The organism is Rhodanobacter sp. B04, from assembly GCF_002001125.1.
Taxonomy (GTDB): Bacteria; Pseudomonadota; Gammaproteobacteria; order Xanthomonadales; family Rhodanobacteraceae; genus Rhodanobacter.
Genome location: NZ_MUNV01000005.1, coordinates 290433 through 315817 on the forward strand (window position 1 = coordinate 290433; position 25385 = coordinate 315817).

Below are 25385 nucleotides of genomic sequence, written 5' to 3' on the forward strand. Positions count from 1 at the left end.
TATGGATGGCCGAACATAGTCTCGTCGTGGCAAAACCCTGTCCACCCCGAGGCTACACGTACTCGACCACTTCCAGATCGAACCCGGCCAGGCCCACCAGCTTGCGCGGCGTACCCAGCACGCGCAGCTTGTGCACACCCAAGTCGGCCAGCATCTGTGCGCCGAGGCCGAGCTGGCGCCATTCCTGCTGCTGCGCCTCTTCCGGCGCCTGCGTGCTGGGCTGGCGATTCAACCGGGCCAGCAAGGCCTCCGGCGTATCCTCGCCAGACAGCACCAGCAGCACGCCGCGATCCTCGTCGGCGATGCGGCGCAGCGCCGAAGTCACGGTGAGGCCGAGGTCATCGCGCTTGAGATGCAGCACGTCCGACAACGTGTTCCGTACATGCACGCGCGACAGCACCGGTGCGCCGTCATTCACCTTGCCGCGCACCAGCGCGTAGTGCAGGCCATGACGGATCGCGTCGCGATAGGCGATCAGGCGGAACGGGCCGAACTCGGTTTCCACCTGTTCCTCGTGGACGCGCTGCACGGTCTTCTCGGTTTCCAGCCGGTAGCGGATCAGGTCGGCGATCGAGCCGATCTTCAGGCCATGTTTCGCCGCGAAAATTTCCAGCTCGGGGCGGCGTGCCATCGAGCCATCCTCATGCAGCACCTCGATCAGCACCGCCGCCGGCTCCAGTCCGGCCAGCGCAGCCAGGTCGCAACCGGCCTCGGTATGGCCGGCGCGAGTCAACACGCCACCCGGTTGCGCGGTGAGCGGGAAGATATGGCCGGGTTGGGACAGGTCCTGCGGCTTCGCATCGGCCTTCACCGCCACCTGGATCGTGCGTGCACGGTCGTGCGCCGAGATGCCGGTGGTGACGCCCTCGGCGGCCTCGATCGAGACGGTGAAGTTGGTGTGGTAGGCCGAAGTGTTGTCGCTGACCATCGGGCGCAGGCCGAGCTGGCGCGTGCGCTGCTCGGTCAGCGTGAGGCAGACCAGCCCGCGCGCCTCGCGCACCATGAAGTTGATGTCTTCCGGTCGCACCATCTGTGCGGCCATGATCAGATCGCCCTCGTTCTCGCGGTCCTCGTCGTCGAGGATCACCACCATGCGACCGGCGCGGATGTCTTCGAGAATTTCGGGAATGGTGTTGAAGCTCATGGGCAAGGTCCAGGAAACGGGGGAATAGGGGAAATCGTCATTCCGGCGAAAGCCGGAATCCAGTGACTCCGGCACATCGACCAAGGCACTGGATTCCAGCTTTCGCTGGAATGACGGTAGAGGAGTTCACGCGAAGCCGTGCTGCTTCAAAAACGCCTCGTCCAGCCGCGGCGTCTCGCCGCTGGACAGCAGCCGTTCGATATAGCGCGCCACCACGTCCACTTCGATATTCACCGCATCGCCGACGCGACGCACATGGAAAGCGGTGTGCTCGACCGTATGCGGAATCAGGTTGACGCCGAAACGATGACCCGAAACTTGGTTGACGGTGAGGCTGGTACCGTCGATGCAGACCGAGCCCTTCGCGGCGATGTAGCGCGAGATCGCAGCCGGCACCTCGAACGTCCAGCGCTGCGAGCGGCCGTCCGGCGTGATCGACACCACCTTGCCGAGACCGTCGACATGACCCGATACCAGATGGCCGCCGAGCCGATCGGCCAGGCGCAGCGCCTTCTCCAGGTTCACCGGGTCGCCGGCCTTCAGCTTGCCCAGCGAGGTCAGCGACAGCGTCTCGTTGGAGACGTCCGCACTGAAGCCGCGCGGCTGCAGCCCCACCGCGGTGAGGCAGACGCCGGACACGGCGATCGAATCGCCCAGTTGCACATCGGCGAGATCAAGCTCGGCCGTATCGACGGCCAGACGCACGTCGCCGCTGCGCGGCTCGATCCGCGCGATGCGGCCAACGGATTGGATGATGCCGGTAAACATCAGCGCAGCTCCGGCAGGAGGGCGATGAACCGCATGGATGCAATGGCTTTCATGAAACGTTTCCCGCGTCGAAAAGCTGCGAAAAACGCCCCAAGGCATGAGGTCGACGCACAGCCGCTAGGCCACGCGTCCGACCGTCTTCTCTTTATCCGGACTGTGAGGAAACTGTCGCCAGCTTCCAACCGTCGGCTCCGGTATCTGACCGGATCTGCTGACCCCTGGCCCGCTCCGGACCAAGGCGCTCGCGGGCTCGTTGCCGGGGATGAACCCTTCAACCTACCGCCGGTGGGGAATTTCGCCCCGCCCTGAAGACGCTATGTGGTGTTTGCCGGCTTGGCCGGCTGGCGCAGTCTAGCACCGACGCAGGAACTGGCTGCGGATGCACGCCGAAATGCAGCGTTCACCGCAGCATACAGTCGGCGCTCAGAGCGGACGCAGGCGCAGGCGCCAGTCGTGGCCCAGCTGACGCTGCTCGATCGGCTGCAGCTGCCAGCGGCTCGCCATGTCACTGAGCGTGGGCAGCTGCAGCAAGGGGCGGGCGCTGTCGCCCAGCAGCAGCGGTGCCACATACAGCAGCAGCTCATCCGCCATACCGGCGGCAAACAAGGCACCGCAAAGCGTCGGGCCGGCCTCGACATGCACTTCGTTGCAGCCGCGTCCGGCCAGCAGCGCCAGTACGGCACGCAGATCGAGCACCTCGCCGGACGTGGCTACCGCCACGCACTCGACATGCTCGAAGTGCTTGCCCGGATAGAACGACGCTGCATGCAGCACCAGCGTGGGCACCGAACCATCCAGCACGTGGTGACCGGCAGGGGTGCGCAGGCCACGGTCCAGAATCACGCGCAGTGGCGGCATGAACTGCTCGTCGCCGGACGGGCGCACGGTGAGTCGGGGGTCGTCGGCCAGCACCGTGCCGCTTCCGCTGAGGATCGCCGAGCTGCGTGCACGCCAGCGCTGCACATCGGCACGCGCCGCTTCGCCGGTGATCCACTTCGACTCGCCGTTGGCCAGCGCCGTGCGGCCGTCCAGGCTCATCGCCAGTTTCAGCCGCACCCACGGCCGTGCGCGCTCGATCCGGCTGAAGAATCCGATATTCAGCTCGCGCGCTGCTTCGCGCAGCAGGCCCACGTCGACCATGATGCCGGCCGCACGCAGCTTGCCGATGCCACGCCCCGCCACCTGGGGAAACGGATCCTCGGCGGCGACGACCACCCGCCTCACCCCAGCAGCGATCAGCGCATCGGCGCACGGCGGCGTGCGCCCCTGATGCGCGCACGGCTCCAGCGTCACGTAGGCGGTCGCGCCACGTGCGCGATCGCCCGCCGCACGCAGCGCGAACACTTCCGCATGCGGCTCGCCGGCACGCTGGTGCCAGCCTTCGCCGACGATTTCCGCGCCATGCGCGATCACACAGCCCACCCGCGGATTGGGTTGGGTGGTGAACAGGCCGCGCTCGGCCAGCCGCAGCGCCTGCGCCATATGCGTGTGATCGAGCGCCGAGAAGGCAGCCGCGTTCATGTGCCGGATTCCAGCTCAAGGTGAAGTTTCTTCGGCGTGACACGCCGCCATGCATCGCGCAGCAACTGATTCACCCAGACCTCTTCCATCGCGGCAATGCGCACATGCGTCCAGCCATGCTTGCCCCAGCTCGGGTCGGGCTCGAACAGATCGTCGGCCGACATGCGCAGCACGTCGAGTTCGTCGAGGGAAAACTTGAAAATGGCGCGATCGTCGCGACGGGAAAACTGCGCGAAGATCTTGCCGCGCACGCGGAACGATGGCGTGCCGAAGTGATCGACCTCCTCCGCCTGCGGCAGCTGCATGGCAAGTTCGCGGAAGCGATCCAGCGTCACCATGCGCAGTCAGCCCGCGCTCATTTGTCGCGCCGACCGCCACCCAGCAGCGGCAACTGCATCTCGTCCAGCCCCGGCAGGTCGCGCTCCAGCTTCTCGATCTCCTCGCGGAATGCGTGCACGTCCTCGAATTTGCGGTAGACCGAGGCGAAGCGCACGTAGGCGACCTGATCGAGGTTCTTCAGTTCGCGCATCACCAGCTCGCCGAGCTGGCGCGACGATATCTCGCGCTCGCCGCTGCGGCGCAGGTCGTTGATGATGGTGCGCACCGCACTGTCCACATCGTGGCTGGCCACCGGGCGTTTCTGCAGTGCGCGCTCGAAGCTCACCCGCAGCTTGCGCTCGTCGAACGTCTCGCGGCGTTCGCCGCTCTTTACGATCGTCGGCAGCTTGAGCTCCGCCGTCTCGAACGTGTTGAAACGCTCACCGCATTGCGGGCATTCGCGTCGACGACGCACCGTCGAGCCGTCCTCGGCCAGCCGGGAATCGATCACGCGGGTGTCTTCGTGCTGGCAGAAGGGGCAATGCATGCTCAGTAAGTGTCGATCATCGTCTGCACGAAAGCACGTACCGCCGGCGGCAACCGCCCCTGCAGCGCACCGCGTTCGTGCTGGAACAGGGTGGCAACGAAGAAAGGATGACCGTCCAGCTCGATGCCACGCACGTCGCCGGCATCATCCACGGCATTGATATGCAGCGGGCCATTGACAAGCGCTTGACGAAAATCAGGGCCAAGGCCGTAGTTGCAGTGATAACCCTCGACAATCGAGGTCGCTCCATAGGCCCGCGCCAGCCGCGAACCGGCGACGAGCTGCACCGCATCGGTGACCTCGACCAGCGAGCACAGCAGCGGCACGATCACCTGTCGTTGTGCCTGCGGCGCCGTTTCAGCATGTTCGGCATCGGTCCAGCCCAGCACATTGCGTGCGTATTCGATCACCGCATGCTGGAAACCGCCGCAGGTACCCAGGAACGGAATGTGGCGCTCGCGTGCCACGCGGATCGCGGTGAGCGCACCATCCATGCTGCGATAGGGGCTGGCCGGCACGCACCAGAGTCCATCGAACTCGGCCAACGCCGCACCGTCGCCGACCTGTTCGGTCGGCACCCAGATCGACTCGACCTCTGCACCGCAGGCATCCGCCGCCATCCCCAAGGCCAGCGGAATGGCGCGATGGGCGACCACATCATCGTTGCGGTCGCCGATCAGTCCGATCTGCAAGGCATGCATGCCGGTGGACTCAGCCGTACACCGGGTACTTCTTGCACTGCGCCGTGACGTTCGCGCGCACCTTGGCGATCACCGCCTCGTCGCCCGGCGCATCCAGCACGTCGCAGATCCAGTTCGTCAGCTCGATGCAGTCCGCTTCCTGGTAGCCGCGGGTGGTGACGGCCGGGGTACCGACGCGCAGGCCGGAGGTCACGAAAGGCTTGCGCGGATCGTTCGGCACGGCGTTCTTGTTGACCGTGATATGCGCCTTGCCCAGCGCCTCTTCCGCATCTTTGCCGGTGACGTCCTTGCCGATCATGTCGACCAGCATCAGGTGGTTCTCGGTGCCGCCGGAGACGATCTTGTAGCCGCGTTCGATGAAGGTTTTGGCCATCGCCTTGGCGTTCTTCACCACCTGGGTCTGGTAGGCCTTGAACTCGGGTTCCAGCGCTTCCTTGAACGCGACCGCCTTGGCCGCGATCACGTGCATCAGCGGGCCACCCTGGATGCCGGGGAACACGATCGACTGCAGCTTCTTCTCGATCTCTTCGCCGGCGCCCTTGGCCACGATGATGCCGCCGCGCGGACCGCGCAGGGTCTTGTGCGTAGTGGATGTCACCACGTGCGCATGCGGCAGCGGGCTCGGGTACACGCCGGCGGCGATCAAGCCGGCGACGTGGGCCATGTCGACGAAGAACAGCGCGCCGACCGAATCGGCGATCTGGCGCATGCGCGCCCAGTCGACCACCTGCGAGTAGGCGCTGAAGCCGCCGACCAGCATCTTCGGCTGGTGCTCGGTGGCGAGGCGCTGCACCTCGTCATAGTCGATCCGGCCATCGGCGTCGACGCCGTACTGCACCGCGTTGAACAGCTTGCCGGAGATGTTGACCTTGGCGCCGTGGGTGAGATGGCCGCCATGCGCCAGGCTCATGCCGAGGATCGTGTCGCCCGGATTGAGCAGCGCGAGGTACACCGCCTGATTGGCCTGCGAGCCCGAATGCGGCTGCACGTTGGCGTAGGTGGCGCCAAACAGCTGCTTCAGGCGCTCGATCGCCAGCTTCTCGGCGATGTCGACGTACTCGCAGCCACCGTAATAGCGCTTGCCCGGGTAACCCTCGGCGTACTTGTTGGTGAGCTTGGAGCCCTGCGCTTCCATCACCCGCGGACTGGCGTAGTTCTCCGAAGCGATCAGCTCGACGTGGTCTTCCTGGCGCTGACCCTCATCGGCGATGGCCTTGGCCAGTTCATCGTCATAACCGGCGATCGTGCAGTTCTTCGGAAACATTCTGGCCTCGGCAGATAGGGAGCGGGGAATAGCCGGAAAGTGTAGCGCTGCCGGGCGTTTGCGGCCACCGCCCGGCTTCAGCGACCATGCCGACCCTGCCGGTGCACCGCCGCGACCAGCACGTAGCTGATGATCATCAGCAACAGCCACGCCCCCAGCTTGCCGGCCGGCACCATGCTCCAACCGTGCCGCTGGGCCGGATAAAGCCACGCCTTGGTGTATGTGCCGACGTTTTCCGCCAACCAGATGAACAGCGCCACCAGCACGAAACCCAGCAACAGCGGCATGCGCCGGTGCACGCGGCGGATGCGGTAATGCACCCAGCTGCGGCCGAACAGCAGCACCAGGGCCGCGAACAGCAGCGGACGCGCATCCGGCAGGAAGTGATGGGTGAAGAAGTTGAGGTAGATCGCCGCCGCCAGCGACACGGTCGCGCCAAACGGCGGATGCCGGCTGAAACGGAAGTCGAACAGCCGCCACGCACGGGCGATGTAGCTGCCGATCGATGCGTACATGAAGCCGCTGAACAGCGGCACGCCGCCCAGGCGCAGCAGCGACGCCTCCGGATAGCTCCACGACCCCATCGCGGTCTTGAACAGTTCCATCAGCGTGCCGACCACGTGGAACAGCAGGATCACCTTCGCCTCCTCCACGCTTTCCAGCCGCAGCGCGAGCAGGCTTAGCTGGATCGCAATGGCCGCCAGGGTGAGGAAGTCGTAGCGGGCCAATGGCGCCGTGGCCGGATACCAGCGCCACGTGGCCAGCAGCAAGGCCACCATCAAGCCGCCGAACAGGCAGGCCGAGGCCTGCTTCAGGCCGAAGCAGACCAGCTCGTGCATGCCCACGGCCCATCGCCCGCGGACCCGCAACTGCCGCGCTATGCGTTGGTCCAGCACCGCCAGGCGCCGCATCAGCATGGTCGCCGGCCATGTCGCTGGTTTCGTCATCCTCATCATGCATCCCGGCGAGCACTACAAGGCTGTGGAGCGTGAAGGCAGGTTCTGGCGCCGCACATGCAGCGATCTGGCCTGACGCGGGCATCCGCGGTGAAGTGCCGGGCGGGATCCGGCCTTCGCCGCAAGGCGGGCACCCAGGCGCGCCGCTTCGTCCCAGGTCGCCCCTTGAAGCAGCATGTGGCCGGCCGACAGGGCGTCGCTGCACAGTGAACGCAGCCGGCCGGGGACGGCGTCTTCGCAGCGTCGCCGGCATGGCATCACAAGCCGCTATAATGCGCGGTTTGATACCCACGCCCAACGCAGCGCCTGCCTTTCCGGGCCGGCGACGCGCATGCCTCCGGAGGCTCCATGAGTTCGCAATACATCTACACCATGAACGGGGTCAGCAAGATCGTCCCGCCGAAGCGCCAGATCATCAAGGACATCTCGCTCAGTTTCTTCCCTGGCGCGAAGATCGGCCTGCTCGGCCTGAACGGCGCAGGCAAGTCCACGGTGCTGAAAATCATGGCCGGCGTGGATACCGATTTCCAGGGCGAGGCACGCCCGCAGCCGGGCATCAAGGTCGGCTACCTGGCGCAGGAGCCGCAGCTCGATCCGGAAAAGACCGTGCGCGAAGCGGTCGAGGAAGGCGTCTCGGTGATCCTGGACGCGCAGAAGCGCCTGGAAGAGGTCTATGCCGCCTATGCCGAGGAAGGCGCCGACTTCGACAAGCTGGCCAAGGAGCAGGAGCAGCTGGAAAGCATCCTTGCGGTGAATGACGCCCACGCACTGGAGCGCCAGCTGGAAGTGGCCGCCGATGCGCTGCGCCTGCCGCCCTGGGACGCCAAGATCGGCCCGCTGTCCGGTGGCGAGAAGCGTCGCGTGGCGCTGTGCCGCCTGCTGCTGTCCAAGCCGGACATGCTGCTGCTCGACGAGCCGACCAACCATCTGGACGCCGAGTCGGTGGACTGGCTGGAGCAGTTCCTGCAGAACTACCCCGGCACCGTGGTGGCGGTCACCCATGACCGCTACTTCCTCGAGCACGCCGCCGAGTGGATTCTGGAACTCGACCGCGGCCGCGGCATTCCCTGGAAGGGCAACTACACCGACTGGCTGGAGCAGAAGAGCGAGCGCCTGGCCCGCGAAGAAGCGGCCGAGAAGGGCCGCCAGAAGGCACTGGCGCGCGAGCTGGAGTGGGTGCGCTCGGCGGCCAAGGGCCGTCAGTCCAAGGGCAAGGCGCGTATCAACCGCTTCGAGGAACTGAACTCGGTCGAATACCAGAAGCGCAACGAGACCAACGAACTCTATATTCCGCCGGGCGAACGCCTGGGCCAGGAAGTGATCGAGTTCAAGAACGTGTCCAAGCAGTTCGGCGATCGCCTGCTGATCGACGACGTCTCGTTCAAGGTGCCACCGGGCGCGATCGTCGGCGTGATCGGTCCGAACGGCGCCGGCAAGTCCACCCTGTTCAAGCTGATCACCGGCCAGGAAACCGCGGACAAGGGCGAAGTGAAGCTCGGCCATACCGTGCAGCTGGCCTATGTCGACCAGTCGCGCGACAGTCTCGATCCGAACAAGAACGTGTGGCAGGAAATCTCCGACGGTGCCGACATCATCACGATCGGCAAATACGAGCTGCAGTCGCGCGCGTACATCGGCCGCTTCAACTTCAAGGGCACCGACCAGCAGAAGATGGTCGGCAGCCTGTCCGGCGGTGAGCGCGGTCGCCTGCATCTGGCCAAGACCCTGATGCAGGGCGGCAACGTGCTGCTGCTCGACGAACCGTCCAACGATCTGGACGTCGAGACGCTGCGCGCGCTGGAAGACGCGATGCTGGAGTTCCCCGGCTGCGCGATGGTGATCTCGCATGACCGCTGGTTCCTCGACCGCATCGCCACCCACATCATCGCGTTCGAAGGCGACTCCCACGTCGAGTTCTTCCCCGGCAACTACAACGAGTACGAGGCCGACAAGAAGCGCCGTCTCGGCGACGAAGGCGCGCGCCCGCATCGGGTGAAGTACAAGAAGCTGGCTTGAGAGCAGGAGTGGGGGAAGAGGAGTGAGAAGCAAGAGAAGGCGACAGCTTGCAAGCCCTCTCACTCCTAACTCCCATTCCCTCGCTTCTCGAACAGCAGGAGTGAGCGGAGAGAAGTGAGAAAAGAGAGGACGGCATCGGCGAACCCGCTTTCTCTCACTCATCGCACCTCATCACTCACTTCTCAACCGGAGACTCCGATGCACTTCATGCAAGCCCTGCAACAGGCCTGGACCCGCAACAACTCGCTGGTCTGCGTCGGCCTCGATCCGGAGCCGTCGAAGTTCCCCGCGCATCTGCGCGGCAACCCGGATGCAGTCTTCGAGTTCTGCCGCGCCATCGTCGATGCCACTGCCGACCTGGTCTGCACGTACAAGCCGCAGATCGCCCATTTCGCCGCACTGCGTGGCGAAGACGCGCTGGAACGGCTGATCGCGCATATCCACCAGAAGCACCCGGACGTGCCGGTGATCCTCGACGCCAAGCGCGGCGATATCGGCAGCACCGCACAGCATTACGTCAGCGAAGCGTTCGACCGCTATAAGGCAGACGCGGTGACGCTCAACCCGTATCTCGGCCGTGACTCGGTGCAGCCGTTCCTCGATCGCGCCGACAAGGGCGTGATCCTGCTGTGCCACACCTCCAATCCCGGCGCCGCCGACCTGCAGGATCTCGACGTGGGCGGCAAGCCGCTGTACCAGCACGTGGCGCAGATCATCGCGCGCGACTGGAATACGAACGGCAATTGCGCCCTGGTCACCGGCGCCACGTGGCCGGAACAACTGCGCGAAGTGCGCGCGCTGGTCGGCGACATGCCGCTGCTGGTGCCCGGCATCGGTGCGCAGGGCGGCGACGTGGAAGCGGTGGTGCGCAACGGTCGCCGTGCCGATGGCCGCGGCCTGCTGATCAGCTCATCGCGCGCGATCCTCTACGCCGGCAATGGCGAGGATTACGCGCAGGCCGCGCGTATCGCGACGCAGGAACTGCGCGACAAGATCAATCGCTATCGCGGCTGACGGCGGCTTTACTCACCCTGTCGATCGCGACATAGTCGACCCTCGGATCCCCGAGGGCGACGCATGCGCACTCCCGTAAAAGGCGACAGCCCGATCGATCACGCGCGTCGCCGCTTGCTGCACGCAACGGGCGTGTCACTGGCAGCGTTCGCCTGCCCCTTCCCGTTGTTCGCACGCGCCAGCGCCCCCGCTGCGCGCTCGCGCCTGATCCTGCTTGGCACGGCCGGTGGCCCAACGCCCAAAGCGGACCGCTCCGCGCCGGCGAATGCCATCGTGGTCGATGGCGTGATCTACGTGATCGACTGCGGCAACGGCGTTGCACGGCAGATGGTGAAAGCGGGGCTCGATCTCGGCGCGATCCGCAACGTGTTCATCACACACCAGCACTCCGACCACAACGCCGACTACGGCAACCTGTTGCTGCTGGCCTGGGCGGGACCGCTGCACAGCCGGGTCGACACGTGGGGACCACCGCCGCTCAAGGAGATGACGCGGTTGTTCCTGCAAATGAACCACTACGACATCCGCATTCGAATGGCTGACGAGGGTCGACCATCCCTGGCGCGGTTGATCGTGCCGCATGAACTGACCACCCCGGGCATGGTGATGCAGGATGCGCGGGTGAAGGTCACCGCCGTACTGGTGCAGCATCCACCGGTCAGGCCTGCGTTCGCCTATCGCTTCGACTGCCCGGACCGCTCCATCGTGTTCTCCGGCGACACGCGGCCGTCCGAAAACCTGGTGGCGCTCGCTCGTGGTGCCGATGTGCTGGTGCACGAGGTGATGTACCTGCCCGCGCTGGACAAGCTGATCGCCACCGAGCCGAACGCCAGCCGCCTGCGCGAACACCTGCTGGCCAGCCACACCACCACCGAACAGGTGGGTCGCATCGCTGCCGACGCCGGGGTGAAGACCCTGGTGCTGTCGCACTTCGTGCCCGGCGGTTATCCGCCGATTCCGGATGAGGTGTGGCGTGATGCCGTGACGCCCCACTTCAAGGGACGCCTGATCGTGGGGCACGACCTGCTGGAAATCTGAAGCTCCGCGATTGCAATCGCCGATCACTGCGCGAATGTGTTCTACCTCATATCAGGCATACGGGCATACCCGTCATCCAGTCGCGGTCTTGGCCGCCTGCAGCATCTTCGTCTTCAGATCCAGCGCATCGGCCGCATCCAGCAACGCACGTGCAAAGCTGCGCACCTCGGTAGGACGCAAGGCATACCAGTTCCCGGTCTTGCTGTCTTCGGCCACGTTGCGACCCGTGCGCGATACGCAATGCGGCCGGAAGATCACCATCCCGGTGAGCGATTCCGAACTGATATCCGCAGAGACAATCTGCATGTGCGTTTCGTCTTCTTTCTTCACCGAACTTCTCCCGGGCGGATATCCGCCCGTCTGCAGCTTACGCTACCGGGAGTTCCACTGTTGTTGGAGGCGTTGCCGGCGGCTCGGCGTATGGCTGTTTGGCCAACCGGCGACGCAGCCAACGCTCGCATGGCGTCGACAGCCAGCGTTCCACGGCCGCACCCAGCAGCCAGCACAGGGGCAACACCAGCAGATACCACAGCAAGCCATACCGGTAGTCCGCGCCGCTGAGCCTGAACAGCCACACCGCCGGCGTCACCACGAACATGTGGGTGAGATAGACCTCGTAGCTGAGCCGTCCCCAGGATCGCAGCCAGTCCAGCACCCGCCATGGCCGCCAGTCTCCGCGGCGCTGGCGTTGCTCGCAGGCCAGCAGCAGACACAGCGCGGAGAGCGCCAGCAGCAGCATGTAGCCGTCGCGCAGCAGATGCCACATCAGCGCCCCGTCGATCGTCGTCGCCACCAGACCGATGGCGCCCAGCCATCCCAGCAAGGCGGCCGTGCGCGCTGGCAGCGTACCGGAGCGTGCTGCCAGCAACGCACCAAGCACGCCGATCGCAATCGCCGACATGCCCGGCAGGTAGGCCTTCTCCTGCCAGATCTCGTTGCCGCGCAAGGCGGCGTGCGTCCATGGCATCGACAGCGCGAGCAACGCCAGCAGCGGCACCAGCACCCAGCGCCGGCGCGTCAGCAGACAGATCAACGGAAAGCCGATGTAGAACACTTCCTCGATCGACAGCGACCACAGCACGTCCCAGTTGCCCGGCAGGTAGCCGGTGTGTCCTTCGTACCAGTTCAGATGCAGCCCGAGCGCTGCCCAGAGCGCACCCGGCAGCGACTGGCCCGGGCGACTGATGATGTAGCCCGGTACCGCCAGCAGATGCAATACCGCGAGCACGGCAAGCAGCGCCAGCAGGCAGGGCACGATGCGGGCGAAGCGACGCGCATAGAACGCACGCAGGTCGATCCGTTCCAGGCCACCCCAGCGTTGCAGCGCGTTGCCGGCGATCAGGAAACCGGAGACCACGAAGAACACGAACACGGCCTCGTAGCCGTTGTAGTTGAGCCGGCTCAGGAACCAGGGCGGCAGCACATCGGCCAGCGCGGTTTTCTTGAGCGGAATGCGCAGGCCGAGATGGTTGAGGATGACGAACAGGATGGACAGACCGCGCAGCAGGTCGATGCCGGGATTGCGGCGTGCCTGCATGGATGGCGCATCTGTCCCGACCATCATCGAAGGCTGCATGGATTCCATCGCTGACATCGGCCGCCCTGTCGTCAAAGAGCAGCATCATCCATGCACAGGTGGCATCGCATCAATGCCGTCGCCCGGGAATCACCCGGTGACTTCCACCCCACGCCAGAAGGCCACGCGGCCCTTGATCTCGCGGGCGGCCTCTTTCGGTGTCGGGTAATACCACGCGGCATGGGCATTGACGTCGCCATCCACGATCACGTCGTAATAGCTGGCCGTGCCTTTCCACGGGCAGACGCTCTGATGATCGGTGGCACGAAAGTGCTCCTGGCTCAACGCATCGGCAGGAAAATAGTGATTGCCTTCGACGACGACGGTGTCATCGCTTTCAGCCAGCACGGCGCCTTTCCAGATCGCTCGCATGTCAGTCGTCTCCGATGTCCTGGCCAGGAAACAGCACGTCGGTGTAGCCGAACTTGCCGAAGTCGGTGATGCGCGAGGGGTACAGCCGGCCGATCAGGTGATCGCATTCGTGCTGCACCACGCGGGCATGGAAACCTTCGGCAGTGCGCTCGATGCGCTGGCCTTGCGGGTCGACGCCTTCGTAGCGAATCAGCGAGTAGCGACTCACCGCACCACGCAGGCCAGGCACCGAGAGACAGCCTTCCCAGCCCTCTTCCATGTCCTGCGACAGCGGCGTGATCACCGGATTGAGCAGGATTGTGCGCGGCACCGCCGGCGCATCGGGATAACGCTCGTTGCTGTCGAAGCCGAAGATCACCAGCTGCAGGTCGATGCCGATCTGCGGTGCGGCGAGACCGACGCCATCGGCGGCATGCATGGTGTCGAACATGTCGGCGATCAGCGCGTCGAGCTCTGCGCTACCCAGCATCGCGTCGGGCACTGGCGGCGCAATGCGCAGCAGGCGCGGATCGCCCATTTTCAGGATGTCGCGGATCATGGAAACCTCACAATCAATTAGCGCCTACCCATTGATTGTGGCTTTCGCAGCGTGAATACAAGCCCCAACCTGGTTTTCCATCACTCCGGCGCTGGCCGGAATGATGGAAGCAGCGACAGTCCGACGCTCAGCCGCCGAACACCTTCTTCAGCAGGTCGCTGCTGCGCGCAGCCGGATTGTGGCGGATCGACTGCTCCTCCTCGCCGATCATGGTGAACAGGCCATATCGCCAGCCACACGGCGGAAGAAATCGGTGGCCGCATGGTCGCCGCCGGCAAGGATGCTGCGTGCGTCGCTCAGCGTCATCTTGCGCGCGAGATTGCCGGCCTGCTCGAGTTTGCCCGGCAGCGGAATGCGCACCTTGGCGTTCTTCCAGAAACCGTCCTTGCGTCCGAGACTGTTGATCGCATCGGTGGTGCCCTTGGCCAGTGCCTGCTTGAGGCCGGAAGCGATGTCGCTGTTGGGCAAGCCGCTGCCAAGCTGCGAGGAGCTTGACGTCGACTGCTTGGCCTTGTTCAACAGATCCTTGAACTGGCCGCCCCCGGTGGCACTGACCGGCAAGCTGGCGACGACGAGAGCGGACCCTAGCGTACCGTGATGCGCATACTGGGTTCCTTGCACCCGACAGGAAGACCAGTGTACCCGGCGCACCTGACCGCGGAGGTGGCTGCCCGGTCGCAGCCATTCGACCAATGGCTAATGCCTGCAGCGCCGTTTTGGCATTGACCCCCGTCGCGGACGGGACGACCCTTGGACATCAGCCCGAGGAGAAGCCGCCGATGCACCCTGCCATCCCCAAGCCGAGCCCGGCCAGCAAGATCCTGTGGGTCGCCATCGCCATCGTCGGCGCGTTCTGCCTGGGCGTGGTCGCGCTGCGCCGCGGCGAGCCGATCAACGCGATCTGGCTGGTCGCCGCCTCGATCGCGATCTTCGTGATCGGCTATCGCTTCTACGGCAAGCTCATCGAACACTCGGTGCTGCAGCTGGACCCCACCCGCGCACCGCCTTCGGTGCTGCGCAACGACGGCCTCGACTACGTGCCGACGGACAAATGGGTGGTGTTCGGCCATCACTTCGCCGCGATCGCCGGCGCCGGTCCGCTGGTGGGCCCGGTGCTGGCCGCGCAGATGGGCTACCTGCCCGGCACGCTGTGGATCCTGTTCGGCGTGGTGTTCGCCGGCGCGGTGCAGGACTTCATGATCCTGGGCCTGTCGTTGCGGCGCGATGGCCGCTCGCTGGGCCACATGCTGCGCGAGGAGCTGGGGCCGATCGCCGGCGTGGTGGCGATGTTCGGCGTGCTGGTGCTGATGATGATCGTGCTGGCGGTGCTGGCGCTGGTAGTGGTCAAGGCGCTCACGCACAGCCCTTGGGGCACCTTTACCGTAGCCGCCACGATCCCGATCGCGCTGCTGATGGGCATGTATCTGCGCTGGTTCCGCCCAGGCAGGATCCTGGAGGTGTCGATCATCGGCCTCGTGCTTCTGTTGGCCTCGATCTGGTTCGGCAAGACCGTAGCCGACTCGGCCATGCTGGCGCCGCTGTTCGACTTCGACGCGAGGGGCCTGGCGTGGCTGCTGATCGCCTACGGCTTCTGCGCCTCGGTGCTGCCGGTGTGGCTGCTGCTGGCACCGCGCGACTACCTGTCCACCTTCCTCAAGATCGGCACCATCGCGCTGCTGGCGCTGGCGATCTTTCTCTCCGCACCGACCCTGCAGATGCCGGCGGTGACCAAGTTCATCGACGGCACAGGCCCGGTGTTCCAGGGCGGCCTGTTCCCGTTCCTGTTCATCACCATCGCCTGCGGCGCAGTATCGGGCTGGCATTCGATCATCGCCTCCGGCACCACGCCCAAGCTGCTCGCCAACGAAGGTCAGGCACGCCTCGTCGGCTACGGCGGCATGCTGATGGAGGCGTTCGTGGCGATCATGGCGTTGATCGCCGCCTCCTCGCTGCACCCGGGCGTGTACTTCGCGATGAATTCGCCGGCCGCGATCGTCGGCAGCACCGTGCAGGATGCCGCCACCACGATCAGCCAGTGGGGCTTCGTGGTAACTCCGGACGAGTTGCTGCGGACCGCGAAGAACATCGGCGAATCCAGCATCCTTGGTCGCGCCGGCGGGGCGCCGACCCTGGCCGTGGGCATGGCGCAGTTGCTGCACAACATCATCCCAGGCGGCAGCATGATGGCGTTCTGGTACCACTACGCGATCCTGTTCGAGGCGCTGTTCATCCTCACCACGGTCGATGCCGGCACCCGCGTCGGCCGTTTCATGATCCAGGAGATCGCCGGGCTGATCCACAAGCCGCTGCAGGAAACCGAATCGTGGACCGGCAACCTGCTCGCCACCGCGATCTGCGTGGGCCTGTGGGGCTACTTCCTGTACCAGGGCGCGGTCGATCCGCTCGGCGGCATCAACACGTTGTGGCCGCTGTTCGGCATCGCCAACCAGATGCTCGCCGCGATCGCGCTGATGCTATGCACCGTGGTGGTGGTGAAACTGAAACGCGAGCGCTACGTGCTGGTGCCGGGCATCCCGGCGATCTGGCTGATCGTGTGCACGCTCACCGCCGGTTGGCAGAAACTCAGCGGCCCGATCAGCTTCACCGCCGCCGCACGGAAATACGCGCAGGCGATGCAGGACGGCAAGCTGCTGGCGCCGGCGAAGAGTGCCGCCGAAATGCAGCGCATCGTCACCAACAACTACGTCGACATGGCGCTCACCGGACTGTTCATGCTGCTGATCGTGGCGATGCTCGGCTTCTCGCTGCGCGCGCTTATCCGCGCATGGAAAACCAATCACCCCACCGCGCACGAAGAACCGTATGTGGCATTGAGCAGCATCGCGCACTGAGGGCACCGTCATGAACAGGTCGATGCAGATGCTTGGGTCAAGCTGGAAGTGGGCGGTGCAGACCGCCCGCCTCTGCTGCGGCGTGCCCGACTACGATGCCTACGTGAAACATCTGCGCGAGCATCATCCCGAACGCGAAGTGCCCAGCTACAAGGAGTTCTTCCGCGAGCGGCAAGTGGCACGTTACAAGGGAGGTGGCGGACGGTGCTGCTAAGCGCGTGAAGGACACCTCACGCCGTAAGGACCGGAGTTTCGTAACGAAACAAGACGTCACCAGCACCATCCAAAATTGTCCCCGACACCGTTTCGGCTCCAGCAAGCCAACGTATAGGTGCCGGCGGCAAGCGACGTGCGTTAATTGCCTCCGCCGCCTTTAGCTCCAGACTTGCCGAGCATGAATACCCGGCAAGAGCCATACGGGGTGGCCTTATCTGCTTATTCCTCTCTTGGCTTAGGCCTGAACAAGCTGCGGACGAAGCCGATTCCAACCAGCCCCCACAGTGTGGAAAGAAACAGCACGAATCCAGCGCCGGTGATGTTGTCCGCGTATGGGTTACCTACCACGTCATACGGCGTATTTGCGGCAGGGTTTTGTGGAAGGTACTTCACCTTGATCACGCGACTTCCTTGATTAATCCCATCCTCGTCGCGCTGGCTTAGATGCGACCAAAGATCACTACGGCCAAAGGAGTCCGTACAAGTAAACCATCCAGGATGTGATGGGACTTGGAACCTATACCTAGCCTCAAATCCCCCGCGCGTCCCGGGCGCTACTTGTGTCTCCACAACTTCCGCTGATGTCGTCTGAAATTTTTGGGCATCGCGGAGCGCACTCTGATCCTTGACTCCCCGGATCGTTGGCGAAATGGCTAGAAAAATTGGTGATGTAAGGAGCAATGCCACCAAGACTTTGAATCTGTTCTTTGGCAGGAAGAGAGAGACATCCGTTTTGCCTGCGCGTCGACTCGGTTGATCAGGCGAGGCCGCTTCATTGCGGCGCTTGTAGAGCCAGATATTGGAGACGACGAGCAATAAGCCAAGACCCGCAACACTCCGTGCAGTCCAAAGATTTGCAAGATCAGGAAAAATGGTCGACACCCGTGACTCAAACCTAGGTACGTGGCTCGCCAAACCCAAAAACAACAGAATCAATCCAAAAATATGCAAGACATAAAAGTGCAGAGGCAACCCTACCCTCGAACCCGGTGTTACTTTTTGCATGATCGGCACCTGACGAATTCGTAGCCAACGATTCCATTAGCGCTGACCTCAGCAAACTTCAGCGATGGATGGGATTCCGCGCCACACGATAATAGTGCTGAATTCATCACGCGACGAATTTCAAAAGGCCGAACCGGGCCAGATTTTCCGTCTTCGCTACCGCGTAGCGGTGGCGCACCGAGTGCGGGCCAGGATGGGCCGCCGCTCTACCCGGGGCCCCTGTCCGGCGGTGAGGTGGGGACGACAGGCCGCGTAGCGGGAGTCGACAGGAGGTCGACTCCTTTTCGCCAGGGCAGGATGCCCTGTCGAAAAGCCCGGCCACAGCTCACGGACTTGCCAGGCATGGATGCCTGGCAAGCGCCAAGCGGGGTGTCGTTTTCTCTTAGGTACTTCTCTTTTGGACAAGCAAAAGAGAAGTACCTCGCCCTCCGCAGGAGGGTGAAAGCTCTTGGTTTTCTACCTCAAGAGCATCGCGCACAAGGTGCGCTCCTACACGGGCGCAAGAGCAAGAGCATCGCGACTGAAGTCGCTCCCACAGGCAGATTGTTGCTCTCGCGCGCACCCGGCTTGGATCAATTCTCAGGCAGCGCGGCACCTGCAGACCAGCCCATGGCCTGCAACCCATGCAGCAATTCGACGACGGCCTGCCGCGCCTGCACTCCATGCGTGGGCAACACCAGCACATCCCCATCGCGCGCCCACGCAAGTAACCCACGCACCGCATCGAGCTCGTCGAGGCATTCAACAATCGCCTCCACGGGCACCGCGTTGTGAACCAGCCCATCGCGCAAAATACCCGCGACCTCGCCGGCTACGCGGCCACGCATGAAGCCCTCGATGTCCTTCAGCACCACGCGCTGCGGATGAAAGCTGGCGGCGACTGTGGCGAGCTCGCGGATATCGGCGTCCTCACGATTGCCGGCCTGACCAAGCACCAGGCCAAGACGTCCGTTACCCAGCGATGTCGTCGCGACACCAAGCAGGCCGCGCAGGCCCTCCGGGTTATGCGCGTAGTCGACGAACACCTGCAGCATGCCGAAGCGCCAGTGCTGCAGGCGGCCGGGATTGTCGGCATGCGCGCTGCCGAAGCGGGCCAGCACGTCGGCGATGATCCCGGCAGGAATGCCGAGCGCCGCGGCAGCCAGCGCAGCCGCCGCTATATTCGCGATGTTGTAGCTGGCGTTGCCGGCGAAGCTCAGTGGCATCTGCGCGACAACGCCCAGGTCGTGATCGACGCCTTGATGGAACAGGTGCAGATGACCATCACGCACACCGCAGGTGCTGCCATCCTGTTCGCGCCGGGCGCGCAGCAACGGATGCGCATCATCGAACGCGAACCAGCCAAGCGGCACCGACAACGCAGCGGCCTGCGTGGCCAGCACCGGGTCGTCCGCATTCGCGACCAAGAGGCCATCGGTACCGAGCACACGCGCGACGGTGAGTTTCACCGCCGTCAGGTCATCCAGATCGTGGATGCCGTATTCACCGAAATGATCGTCGCTGACATTGGTGACCACAGCCACGTTCGCACGCTGCACGGCGAGACCGCGACGCAGGATGCCGCCGCGCGCGGTCTCCAGCACCGCAGCCTCGACCTGCGGCTGGCGCAGCACTTCGCGCGCGCCGGCCGGCCCGGAGAAGTCACCGGAGTCAATCGCGCGGCCATCGACGAACACGCCATCGGTGCAGCTATGCCCGGCATGCCAGCCATGCGCCTGCGCCATCGCGGCGAGTAGTCGCACGGTGGTGGTCTTGCCATTGGAGCCAGTCACCAGCGCCACCGGAATATCGTGCAACGCGGCCCACGGCACGGCATCGATGGCAGGAAGATTTTTCAGCGGCCAGCTGCGGACACCCGTTCCCTCGCCGATCGAGAACACCTCGTCGTCGATCAACACGGCAAGCCCATGCGCCTCGGCGGCTCGCACCAGAGCAGGCAGTTCGGGCTGTCGTTCGGCAGCCGCGAACGCGCGCAGCGTGTGCAGTGCGGAAGCTTCGTCCCATGCAGCGGGGTGAGCCGGCGCATGCAGGCCCACATCCACGCCATGCACGATGGCCAGCGTCGCCAGCCACGCCCATTCGTTCACTTCCGTCGCGCTGAACAACTGGTCGATTGGCGCTTCGAAGGCGAGCGCTGCGCCACCGGCATGGCGACGCACCACAAGCAGCACGTCACCCCAGTCGAGTGCGCGACAGGCAAGCTCCGTGCGCACGCGCCAGCCATCCAGCAACGCGTCGTCGATGGCAACACCGACGGTTTCCAGCACCGCGCCGGTGCCGTCGAAGTACAGGTTGGAACCGGTAAGGCGGCGCGAATCGTCGAACGGCAACGCGGTAGGCAGAATGCTCAATCGTCACTCTCGCGGGAGAAACGCACGCCGCGTTCGTCGCGCACTACGTCGCCCAGATCGGCAAAACTGGCCTCGTCGAAGGAAGCCTCAGTCACTGGCGGGGTGATCGGCGCCGCACCAGATTCCGCGCGGACTTCGGGCGCACCTTCAGGACGGAACTTGATGATCTGCTTCCACGAACGCACCAGCGCATCGGCGAACACCAGCAGCAGGTCGCCGGAGCGGCCCATGCCCAGCGCGGCATCGATCGCCTTCTGCTCGTCCGGGATGATCGAGATTGCCGCATCCGGCACGCCGGCCGCGCGCAGCGCGCGCGCCAGGATACCCGGTACCTCGTCGCCATCCCGTCCGCGCAAGGCATCGTCACGGCGGCAGATGTAGTGATCGAATCGCCCGGCCACCGCATCGGCGATCGCCACCAGGTCCTCGTCGCGGCGATCGCCGGGACCGGCCAGCACCACGATGCGCCGGCCGGTCACGTCGAGACGCCCGGCCAGGTCGGCCATCACCGCCACCGCGTTCGCGTTGTGGCCGTAGTCGAACAGCACCTTGAACGGGTGCTCGCTGTACACGTTCATGCGCCCCGGCGCCTGAAAGAACGTGGTGTCGAACGTGCGCAGGCCCTGGCGGATCGCGTCGAGCTTGATGCCGAGCGAGAACGCCATCGAGGCGGCGACCATCGCGTTCTGCACGTTGTGCAGCGCGCGCCCTTCCAGCGTGGCCGGGATCAGGTGCGTCCACAACAGCGGGATATGGCTGCCCTTGTCGTACAGCGTGATCATCGCGCCGTTGACGCCGGCTTCCAGCGCACAGGCCCGGCCGCCCGCGCGCACATGCTCGCGCACCAGCGCGTGCGACGGGTTCATGGTGACATAGCAGATCACCTTGGCGTCGGTGTAGCCGGACATCTTCAGCACCAGCGGATCGTCGGCATTCAACACCGCGCAATCGGTGGCCACCTCGACCACGATGCGCTTGACCTCGGCGAGCTGCTCCAGCGTGTCGATGCCCTTGAGTCCGAGATGATCGGACTGCACGTTGAGCACTGCGCCGACGTTGACCTTGGTCACGCCCATGCCGGCGCGCAGCAGGCCGCCGCGGGCGGTCTCCAGCACCGCGATGTCGATCTGCGGATCGGACAGCACCATGCGCGCCGACACCGGCCCGGTCATGTCGCCCTCGACCGTGCGCTGGCCATCGATGTAGACGCCATCGGTGGTGGTGAGCCCCGGCGTGTAGCCGGCCATCTTGGTGATGTGCGCCAGCATGCGCGCGGTGGTGGTCTTGCCGTTGGTGCCGGTGAGCGCCGCGATCGGCACCCGCGCCGGCGAGCCGGGCGGAAACAGCATGTCGATCACCGGACCGGCCGCATCGCGTGGCGTGCCCTCGCTCGGACTCACATGCATGCGGAAGCCCGGCGCCGCATTGACCTCGCAGATGCCGCCGCCGATGCTCTTGTAACTCTCGGCGATATTGGTCGACAGGAAATCCACGCCGCCCACATCCAGCCCGATCGCGCGGATCGCGCGTACCGCCATGTCGCGGTTGTCCGGATGGATGATGTCGGTGACGTCGGTGGCGGTGCCGCCGGTGGACAGGTTCGCGGTGGAACGCAGGTAGACGATCTCGTCCGCCTTCGGCACCGACGCGGCGGTGTAGCCGACGCGCTCCATCATCATCGTCGCCTGCGCATCGAGCTCGATCCGGGTCAGCACCTTCTCGTGGCCGACGCCGCGACGCGGATCGGCATTCACCACCTCGACCAGCTGCGCGATCGTGCGGATGCCGTCGCCGATGACATGGCCGGGCGTGCGCCGCGTGGCGGCGACCAGTTCGCCATTGACCACCAGCAGGCGGTGGTCGTCGCCGCTCAAGAAGTTTTCCACGATCACCGAGCGCGAATGCTCGCGCGCGGCCTTGAAGCCTTCGACGACTTCCTCGTCGGTCATCAGATGGATCGAGATGCCGCGGCCGTGGTTGCCATTGAACGGCTTGGTCACCACCGGCACACCGAGCCGGCGCGCCGCGCGCAGGGCGCCTTCCTCGCTCTGCACCAGTTCCTGCCTGGGCACCGGCAGGCCGAGCGAGGCGAGGATCTTGTTGGTTTCTTCCTTGTCGCTGGCCAGCTCCACCGCGATGTGCGGCGTGCGTCCGGTCACCGTGGCCTGGATGCGCTGCTGGTATTTGCCGTGGCCCAACTGCACCAGCGACTGCTCGTTGAGGCGCAGCCACGGAATGTCGCGCTCCTCCGCCGCGCGCACCAGCGATGCGGTGGACGGCCCCAGCGCACGACGCTGCGCATAGCGGATGAACTCGTCACGCGCGGTCGGCCATTGCCAGCCCTCCGGCACGCTGCCGCGTGTCTGCAGTTCCACCGGCAGCAACGAGGACAGCAGGCGCAGGGCCAGTTCGCCGGCGGCCACGCCTTCCTCCTTCTGCACGTATTCGTAGACCACCGAATACACGCCCGGCTTGTCGATGCTGCGCGTCTTGCCGAAGGTGACGTCTTCGCCGGCGACGTTCTGCAACTCGATCGCCACATGTTCTAGCACGTGGCCGAGCCAGGTGCCGTCGCCTTCGCGCATGCGGCGGATGAAGCCGCCGGGCTCGCGGTACGAGCAACCGTGTTCGGCCAGCCCCGGCAGCGCGGCGATCAAGCCGTCGACGAAGGCCGGCCCCAGCCGACCGGTCGGCCATTGCTCCAGCTCACCGAGATCCAGCTCCAGCCGGATCACCGGGAAATGCGCATACAGCGATGGGCCGACAAAGACGGAACGTTCCAGGATGCGCATGATCGGATCTCCCCCTAGCCCGCAGGCTGGTCAACTGGCACGTAGGATTACTCATCATTCGCCTTCGCTCTTGCCTGGCGAACGACATGCAGCATGCCGCGGGTTCCTGCAGAGTTTCAATGACGTACCTAGTGCGCGCCCTTGTTGACCGCCAGCGTGCCCGACGAGGCACGCCGCGTCTGCAGGTTGAACGTCGCCCCGGCGGTCAGGATGTGGATCTTCAGGCCGAGCAGGCAGACCGGTTCATCCTCGCCGGCACGATCCATCGAGGAAAACTGCAGCTCGCCCGCATCGACCACGGTGACCGCGCCGCTGCCCTCGACCTCGAGCGTGTTGTCCGGGCGGATGAACGCCGCGGTGTCCTCGTCCAGGCCGATGCCGATCGCGAACGGGTTGTACGCCAGCGCGGCGAGCAGGCGCCCGAGCCGGTCGCGCTGGCGGAAATGCTGGTCGATCACGAAGCGGTTGGTCAGGCCCAGCCCCGGCGCCAGGCGCACGCTGCCGGCGGTCGGCGACGAGCCTTCCTTGCCGAACGCGATCATGTGCTCGCTGAGGATGCTGGCGCCCGCACTGGTGCCGCCGACATGCACGCCCTGCGCATTGCGCGTGCGGATCAGCTGCGCGATCGGCGTGCCGCCGATCAGGGTCGAGATGCGCAGCTGGTTGCCGCCGGTGAAGAAGATGCCGCTGGCCTGCTCGATGCGCTGCATGCGGTTGCGCTCGCCGGTATCGCGGCGCGTGTCGAAATCGAGCGCGGTGACCCGGCCGGCACCGAGTTCGGAGAAGATCCGCTCGTAGCGCGCGCCGGTATCGGGCAGCTGGCTCGCGGTGGGAATCACCACGATATCCGCGTCGTCGCCGCCGCACAGGCCGACGAAACGCTCGAGGATGCGCGCGTCGTTCTCCTTCTGCTCGGCGCCGCCGATCGGAACGATCCACCCGCGCTGCTCGCCCTCACGGACCTTGCTTGGACACATGCAACCCTCACCCTGTTTCGGTTCGACTGACGCCATCTTAGCCGTTGATGGCCAGAAACCCGCCAAAACGGCGCGTCAGCCCGGATGCTCGAACATGCCATGTCGCTCGACCCGGCCGCCGCGCAGGTGCACCACGCCGCCGGCGATCACGTGATGGGCAGCACCGTCCGCGTCCAACGCCACCAGGTCGGCATCGGCGCCGACCCGGATCTGTCCCTTGCCCGCCAGCCGCAACAACCGCGCCGGATTGCTGGTGAACGCCGGCAGCGCACGCTCCAGCGGCACGCCGCGCTGCAGCACCTCATTCAGCGTTTGCAGCAGCGCACCGGACTCGCCTACGCCCATGCGGCAGACGTGACCTTCGTGATCGAACACCGGCAGGCAGCCGCCGGCGTCCGAGCTGATCGTGATGCGTTCGGCCGCGGCCGTGCTGTCCAGGAAACGGATCAGGCCATCGGCCGCGCTCCACGCATCCTCGCCCTCCTCGACCGGAAACGCGGTGAGGTCGATCGTGCTGCCGCGTGTGGCCAGCTCCAGCGCCTCGTCGAACAGCGCCTTGCGGCGGTTCACGTGGGTGGGATGGAACACCCGCGGCGGAAGCTCGCTCTGCTCCAGTGCACGGCGCACCAGGTCCAGTCCGCGCGGGCCATCGCCCAGATGCAGGTGCAGCACACCGGCCTTGCCGGTCATCAGCCCGGCAACATGTGCATCGGCGGCCAGTCGCAGCAACTCGTCCAGCGTCGGCTGGCTGGAACGATGGTCGCTGATCGCCACTTCGCCGATGCCGATCAGCGCCTCGATCAGCACCAGGTCGCCGCGGACGCTGCCGGTCAGCGTGCGCGGCGGCACGTGATAGCCGCCGGTGAAGGCCAGCGCGCTCAATCCTTCCTCGCGCAACGCGTACACCGTCGCCAGCAGGTCGCGCGGGCCACGCGTCACATCGTCGGTGCCGAGCAGGCCAATCACCGTGGTGATGCCGGCGCAAGTGAAGCGTGACGCGCCCAGCGGTGGCACGCGCGTGCGGAAGCCCGCCTCGCCACCGCCACCGGTCACGTGCACATGTGCGTCGATCAGCCCCGGAATCAGCCGGCGTCCCTGCAGGTCGATGGTCTCCACCGCCAGCGTGGCCGGCAGCTCGGACAGTGTCGCTCCCATCCACAGGATGCGACCGCCGCCCAGCAGCAGATGCTGCTGGCCCAGCGGTTCGGGCGCATGGACCTGCGCATTGCGTAGCAGCATGAGATTCATCGCTGCAGCGTGCCGATCACCCGCAGCGGCGTCAAGCCAAGTCCGCAGTTGCGGACTTGCGGCATGCATCCGCAACCACGCGCGACCAGCACCACGACTCGACCAATCGCGCCGCGACCGCCACAATGGCCAGCTAATCCACCGAGCCCCCGCATGTCCGACACCCCGGCA

General features: G+C 65.3%; 24 protein-coding genes and 1 riboswitch. Of the genes, 5 read left to right on the forward strand and 19 right to left on the reverse strand.

Going from position 1 to position 25385, the window contains the following annotated elements:
- Window positions 1–52: 52 nt before the first annotated feature.
- From ribBA to B0E46_RS01340, 8 genes are all read right to left on the reverse strand, one after another.
- A complete protein-coding gene (gene ribBA / locus B0E46_RS01305) occupies window positions 53–1144 on the reverse strand; it encodes a bifunctional 3,4-dihydroxy-2-butanone-4-phosphate synthase/GTP cyclohydrolase II (protein WP_077553893.1) in 1092 nt (363 codons plus the stop codon).
- A gap of 126 nt (window positions 1145–1270) precedes the next feature.
- The gene (locus B0E46_RS01310) at window positions 1271–1912 is read right to left on the reverse strand and encodes a riboflavin synthase (protein ID WP_077553894.1); all 642 of its coding nucleotides are present in this window, start codon (window positions 1910–1912) and stop codon (window positions 1271–1273) included.
- Window positions 1913–2044: 132 nt separating this feature from the next.
- A riboswitch (FMN riboswitch) is annotated at window positions 2045–2229 on the reverse strand.
- Between the two features lie 106 nt (window positions 2230–2335).
- Complete coding sequence (gene ribD / locus B0E46_RS01315) at window positions 2336–3394, reverse strand: bifunctional diaminohydroxyphosphoribosylaminopyrimidine deaminase/5-amino-6-(5-phosphoribosylamino)uracil reductase RibD (protein ID WP_077554154.1); 1059 nt, start codon at window positions 3392–3394, stop codon at window positions 2336–2338.
- 35 nt (window positions 3395–3429) lie between these two features.
- Window positions 3430–3771 (reverse strand): MmcQ/YjbR family DNA-binding protein, encoded by a 342-nt coding sequence (locus B0E46_RS01320; protein ID WP_077553895.1) that lies wholly within the window; start codon window positions 3769–3771, stop codon window positions 3430–3432.
- Between the two features lie 17 nt (window positions 3772–3788).
- Window positions 3789–4298, reverse strand: coding sequence for a transcriptional regulator NrdR (nrdR, locus tag B0E46_RS01325; RefSeq protein ID WP_077553896.1), 510 nt, complete (start codon window positions 4296–4298; stop codon window positions 3789–3791).
- A gap of 2 nt (window positions 4299–4300) precedes the next feature.
- On the reverse strand, window positions 4301–4999 hold the full coding sequence (locus tag B0E46_RS01330; protein WP_077553897.1) for a CTP synthase: 699 nt from the start codon (window positions 4997–4999) through the stop codon (window positions 4301–4303).
- A gap of 10 nt (window positions 5000–5009) precedes the next feature.
- Complete coding sequence (glyA, locus tag B0E46_RS01335; protein ID WP_077553898.1) at window positions 5010–6263, reverse strand: serine hydroxymethyltransferase; 1254 nt, start codon at window positions 6261–6263, stop codon at window positions 5010–5012.
- 77 nt (window positions 6264–6340) lie between these two features.
- Window positions 6341–7210 (reverse strand): DUF817 domain-containing protein, encoded by an 870-nt coding sequence (locus B0E46_RS01340; RefSeq protein ID WP_139350375.1) that lies wholly within the window; start codon window positions 7208–7210, stop codon window positions 6341–6343.
- Between the two features lie 357 nt (window positions 7211–7567).
- Between B0E46_RS01340 and ettA the strand changes: the two genes are divergently transcribed.
- The 3 genes from ettA to B0E46_RS01355 all read left to right on the forward strand — a co-directional run bounded on the left by ettA (window position 7568) and on the right by B0E46_RS01355 (window position 11287).
- A complete protein-coding gene (ettA, locus tag B0E46_RS01345; protein WP_077553900.1) occupies window positions 7568–9235 on the forward strand; it encodes an energy-dependent translational throttle protein EttA in 1668 nt (555 codons plus the stop codon).
- Window positions 9236–9433: 198 nt separating this feature from the next.
- Complete coding sequence (gene pyrF, locus B0E46_RS01350; protein WP_077553901.1) at window positions 9434–10249, forward strand: orotidine-5'-phosphate decarboxylase; 816 nt, start codon at window positions 9434–9436, stop codon at window positions 10247–10249.
- A gap of 63 nt (window positions 10250–10312) precedes the next feature.
- Window positions 10313–11287: an MBL fold metallo-hydrolase gene (locus tag B0E46_RS01355; protein ID WP_077553902.1), complete on the forward strand. Its 975-nt coding sequence runs from the start codon at window positions 10313–10315 to the stop codon at window positions 11285–11287.
- Window positions 11288–11359: 72 nt separating this feature from the next.
- Here B0E46_RS01355 and B0E46_RS01360 read toward each other — a convergent pair whose 3' ends face one another.
- The 6 genes from B0E46_RS01360 to B0E46_RS01380 form a co-directional block, all read right to left on the reverse strand.
- Entirely contained in the window at window positions 11360–11593 is a 234-nt protein-coding gene (locus tag B0E46_RS01360; RefSeq protein WP_077553903.1) for a hypothetical protein, read from the reverse strand.
- Between the two features lie 61 nt (window positions 11594–11654).
- On the reverse strand, window positions 11655–12851 hold the full coding sequence (locus B0E46_RS01365; protein ID WP_254424997.1) for an acyltransferase: 1197 nt from the start codon (window positions 12849–12851) through the stop codon (window positions 11655–11657).
- Between the two features lie 102 nt (window positions 12852–12953).
- Complete coding sequence (locus B0E46_RS01370; RefSeq protein WP_077553904.1) at window positions 12954–13235, reverse strand: DUF427 domain-containing protein; 282 nt, start codon at window positions 13233–13235, stop codon at window positions 12954–12956.
- A 1-nt stretch (window position 13236) separates the two neighbouring features.
- A complete protein-coding gene (gene def / locus B0E46_RS01375; protein WP_077553905.1) occupies window positions 13237–13773 on the reverse strand; it encodes a peptide deformylase in 537 nt (178 codons plus the stop codon).
- Between the two features lie 127 nt (window positions 13774–13900).
- Window positions 13901–13984, reverse strand: a complete 84-nt coding sequence (locus B0E46_RS17940; RefSeq protein ID WP_254425015.1) for a DUF4197 family protein — start codon at window positions 13982–13984, stop codon at window positions 13901–13903.
- Window positions 13981–14394: a DUF4197 family protein gene (locus B0E46_RS01380; RefSeq protein WP_254424998.1), complete on the reverse strand. Its 414-nt coding sequence runs from the start codon at window positions 14392–14394 to the stop codon at window positions 13981–13983. Before B0E46_RS01380 ends, B0E46_RS17940 begins: the two co-directional genes overlap by 4 nt.
- Window positions 14395–14552: 158 nt before the next feature.
- Here B0E46_RS01380 and B0E46_RS01385 point away from each other — a divergent pair, with 158 nt between their 5' ends.
- Entirely contained in the window at window positions 14553–16625 is a 2073-nt protein-coding gene (locus B0E46_RS01385) for a carbon starvation CstA family protein (RefSeq protein WP_077553906.1), read from the forward strand.
- A gap of 10 nt (window positions 16626–16635) precedes the next feature.
- Window positions 16636–16839: a YbdD/YjiX family protein gene (locus tag B0E46_RS01390; RefSeq protein ID WP_077553907.1), complete on the forward strand. Its 204-nt coding sequence runs from the start codon at window positions 16636–16638 to the stop codon at window positions 16837–16839.
- A 221-nt stretch (window positions 16840–17060) separates the two neighbouring features.
- On the opposite strand, the gene B0E46_RS17140 is transcribed toward B0E46_RS01390, so the two are convergent.
- From B0E46_RS17140 to iadA, 5 genes are all read right to left on the reverse strand, one after another.
- On the reverse strand, window positions 17061–17846 hold the full coding sequence (locus tag B0E46_RS17140; protein WP_139350376.1) for a hypothetical protein: 786 nt from the start codon (window positions 17844–17846) through the stop codon (window positions 17061–17063).
- Window positions 17847–18418: 572 nt separating this feature from the next.
- The gene (locus B0E46_RS01395; RefSeq protein WP_254424999.1) at window positions 18419–20197 is read right to left on the reverse strand and encodes a Mur ligase family protein; all 1779 of its coding nucleotides are present in this window, start codon (window positions 20195–20197) and stop codon (window positions 18419–18421) included.
- Window positions 20194–22989 (reverse strand): cyanophycin synthetase, encoded by a 2796-nt coding sequence (gene cphA, locus B0E46_RS01400; RefSeq protein ID WP_077553909.1) that lies wholly within the window; start codon window positions 22987–22989, stop codon window positions 20194–20196. Before cphA ends, B0E46_RS01395 begins: the two co-directional genes overlap by 4 nt.
- Before the next feature lie 128 nt (window positions 22990–23117).
- Complete coding sequence (locus B0E46_RS01405; RefSeq protein ID WP_077553910.1) at window positions 23118–23966, reverse strand: cyanophycinase; 849 nt, start codon at window positions 23964–23966, stop codon at window positions 23118–23120.
- A 75-nt stretch (window positions 23967–24041) separates the two neighbouring features.
- Window positions 24042–25205 (reverse strand): beta-aspartyl-peptidase, encoded by a 1164-nt coding sequence (gene iadA, locus B0E46_RS01410; protein ID WP_217316301.1) that lies wholly within the window; start codon window positions 25203–25205, stop codon window positions 24042–24044.
- Window positions 25206–25385 lie beyond the last annotated feature (180 nt).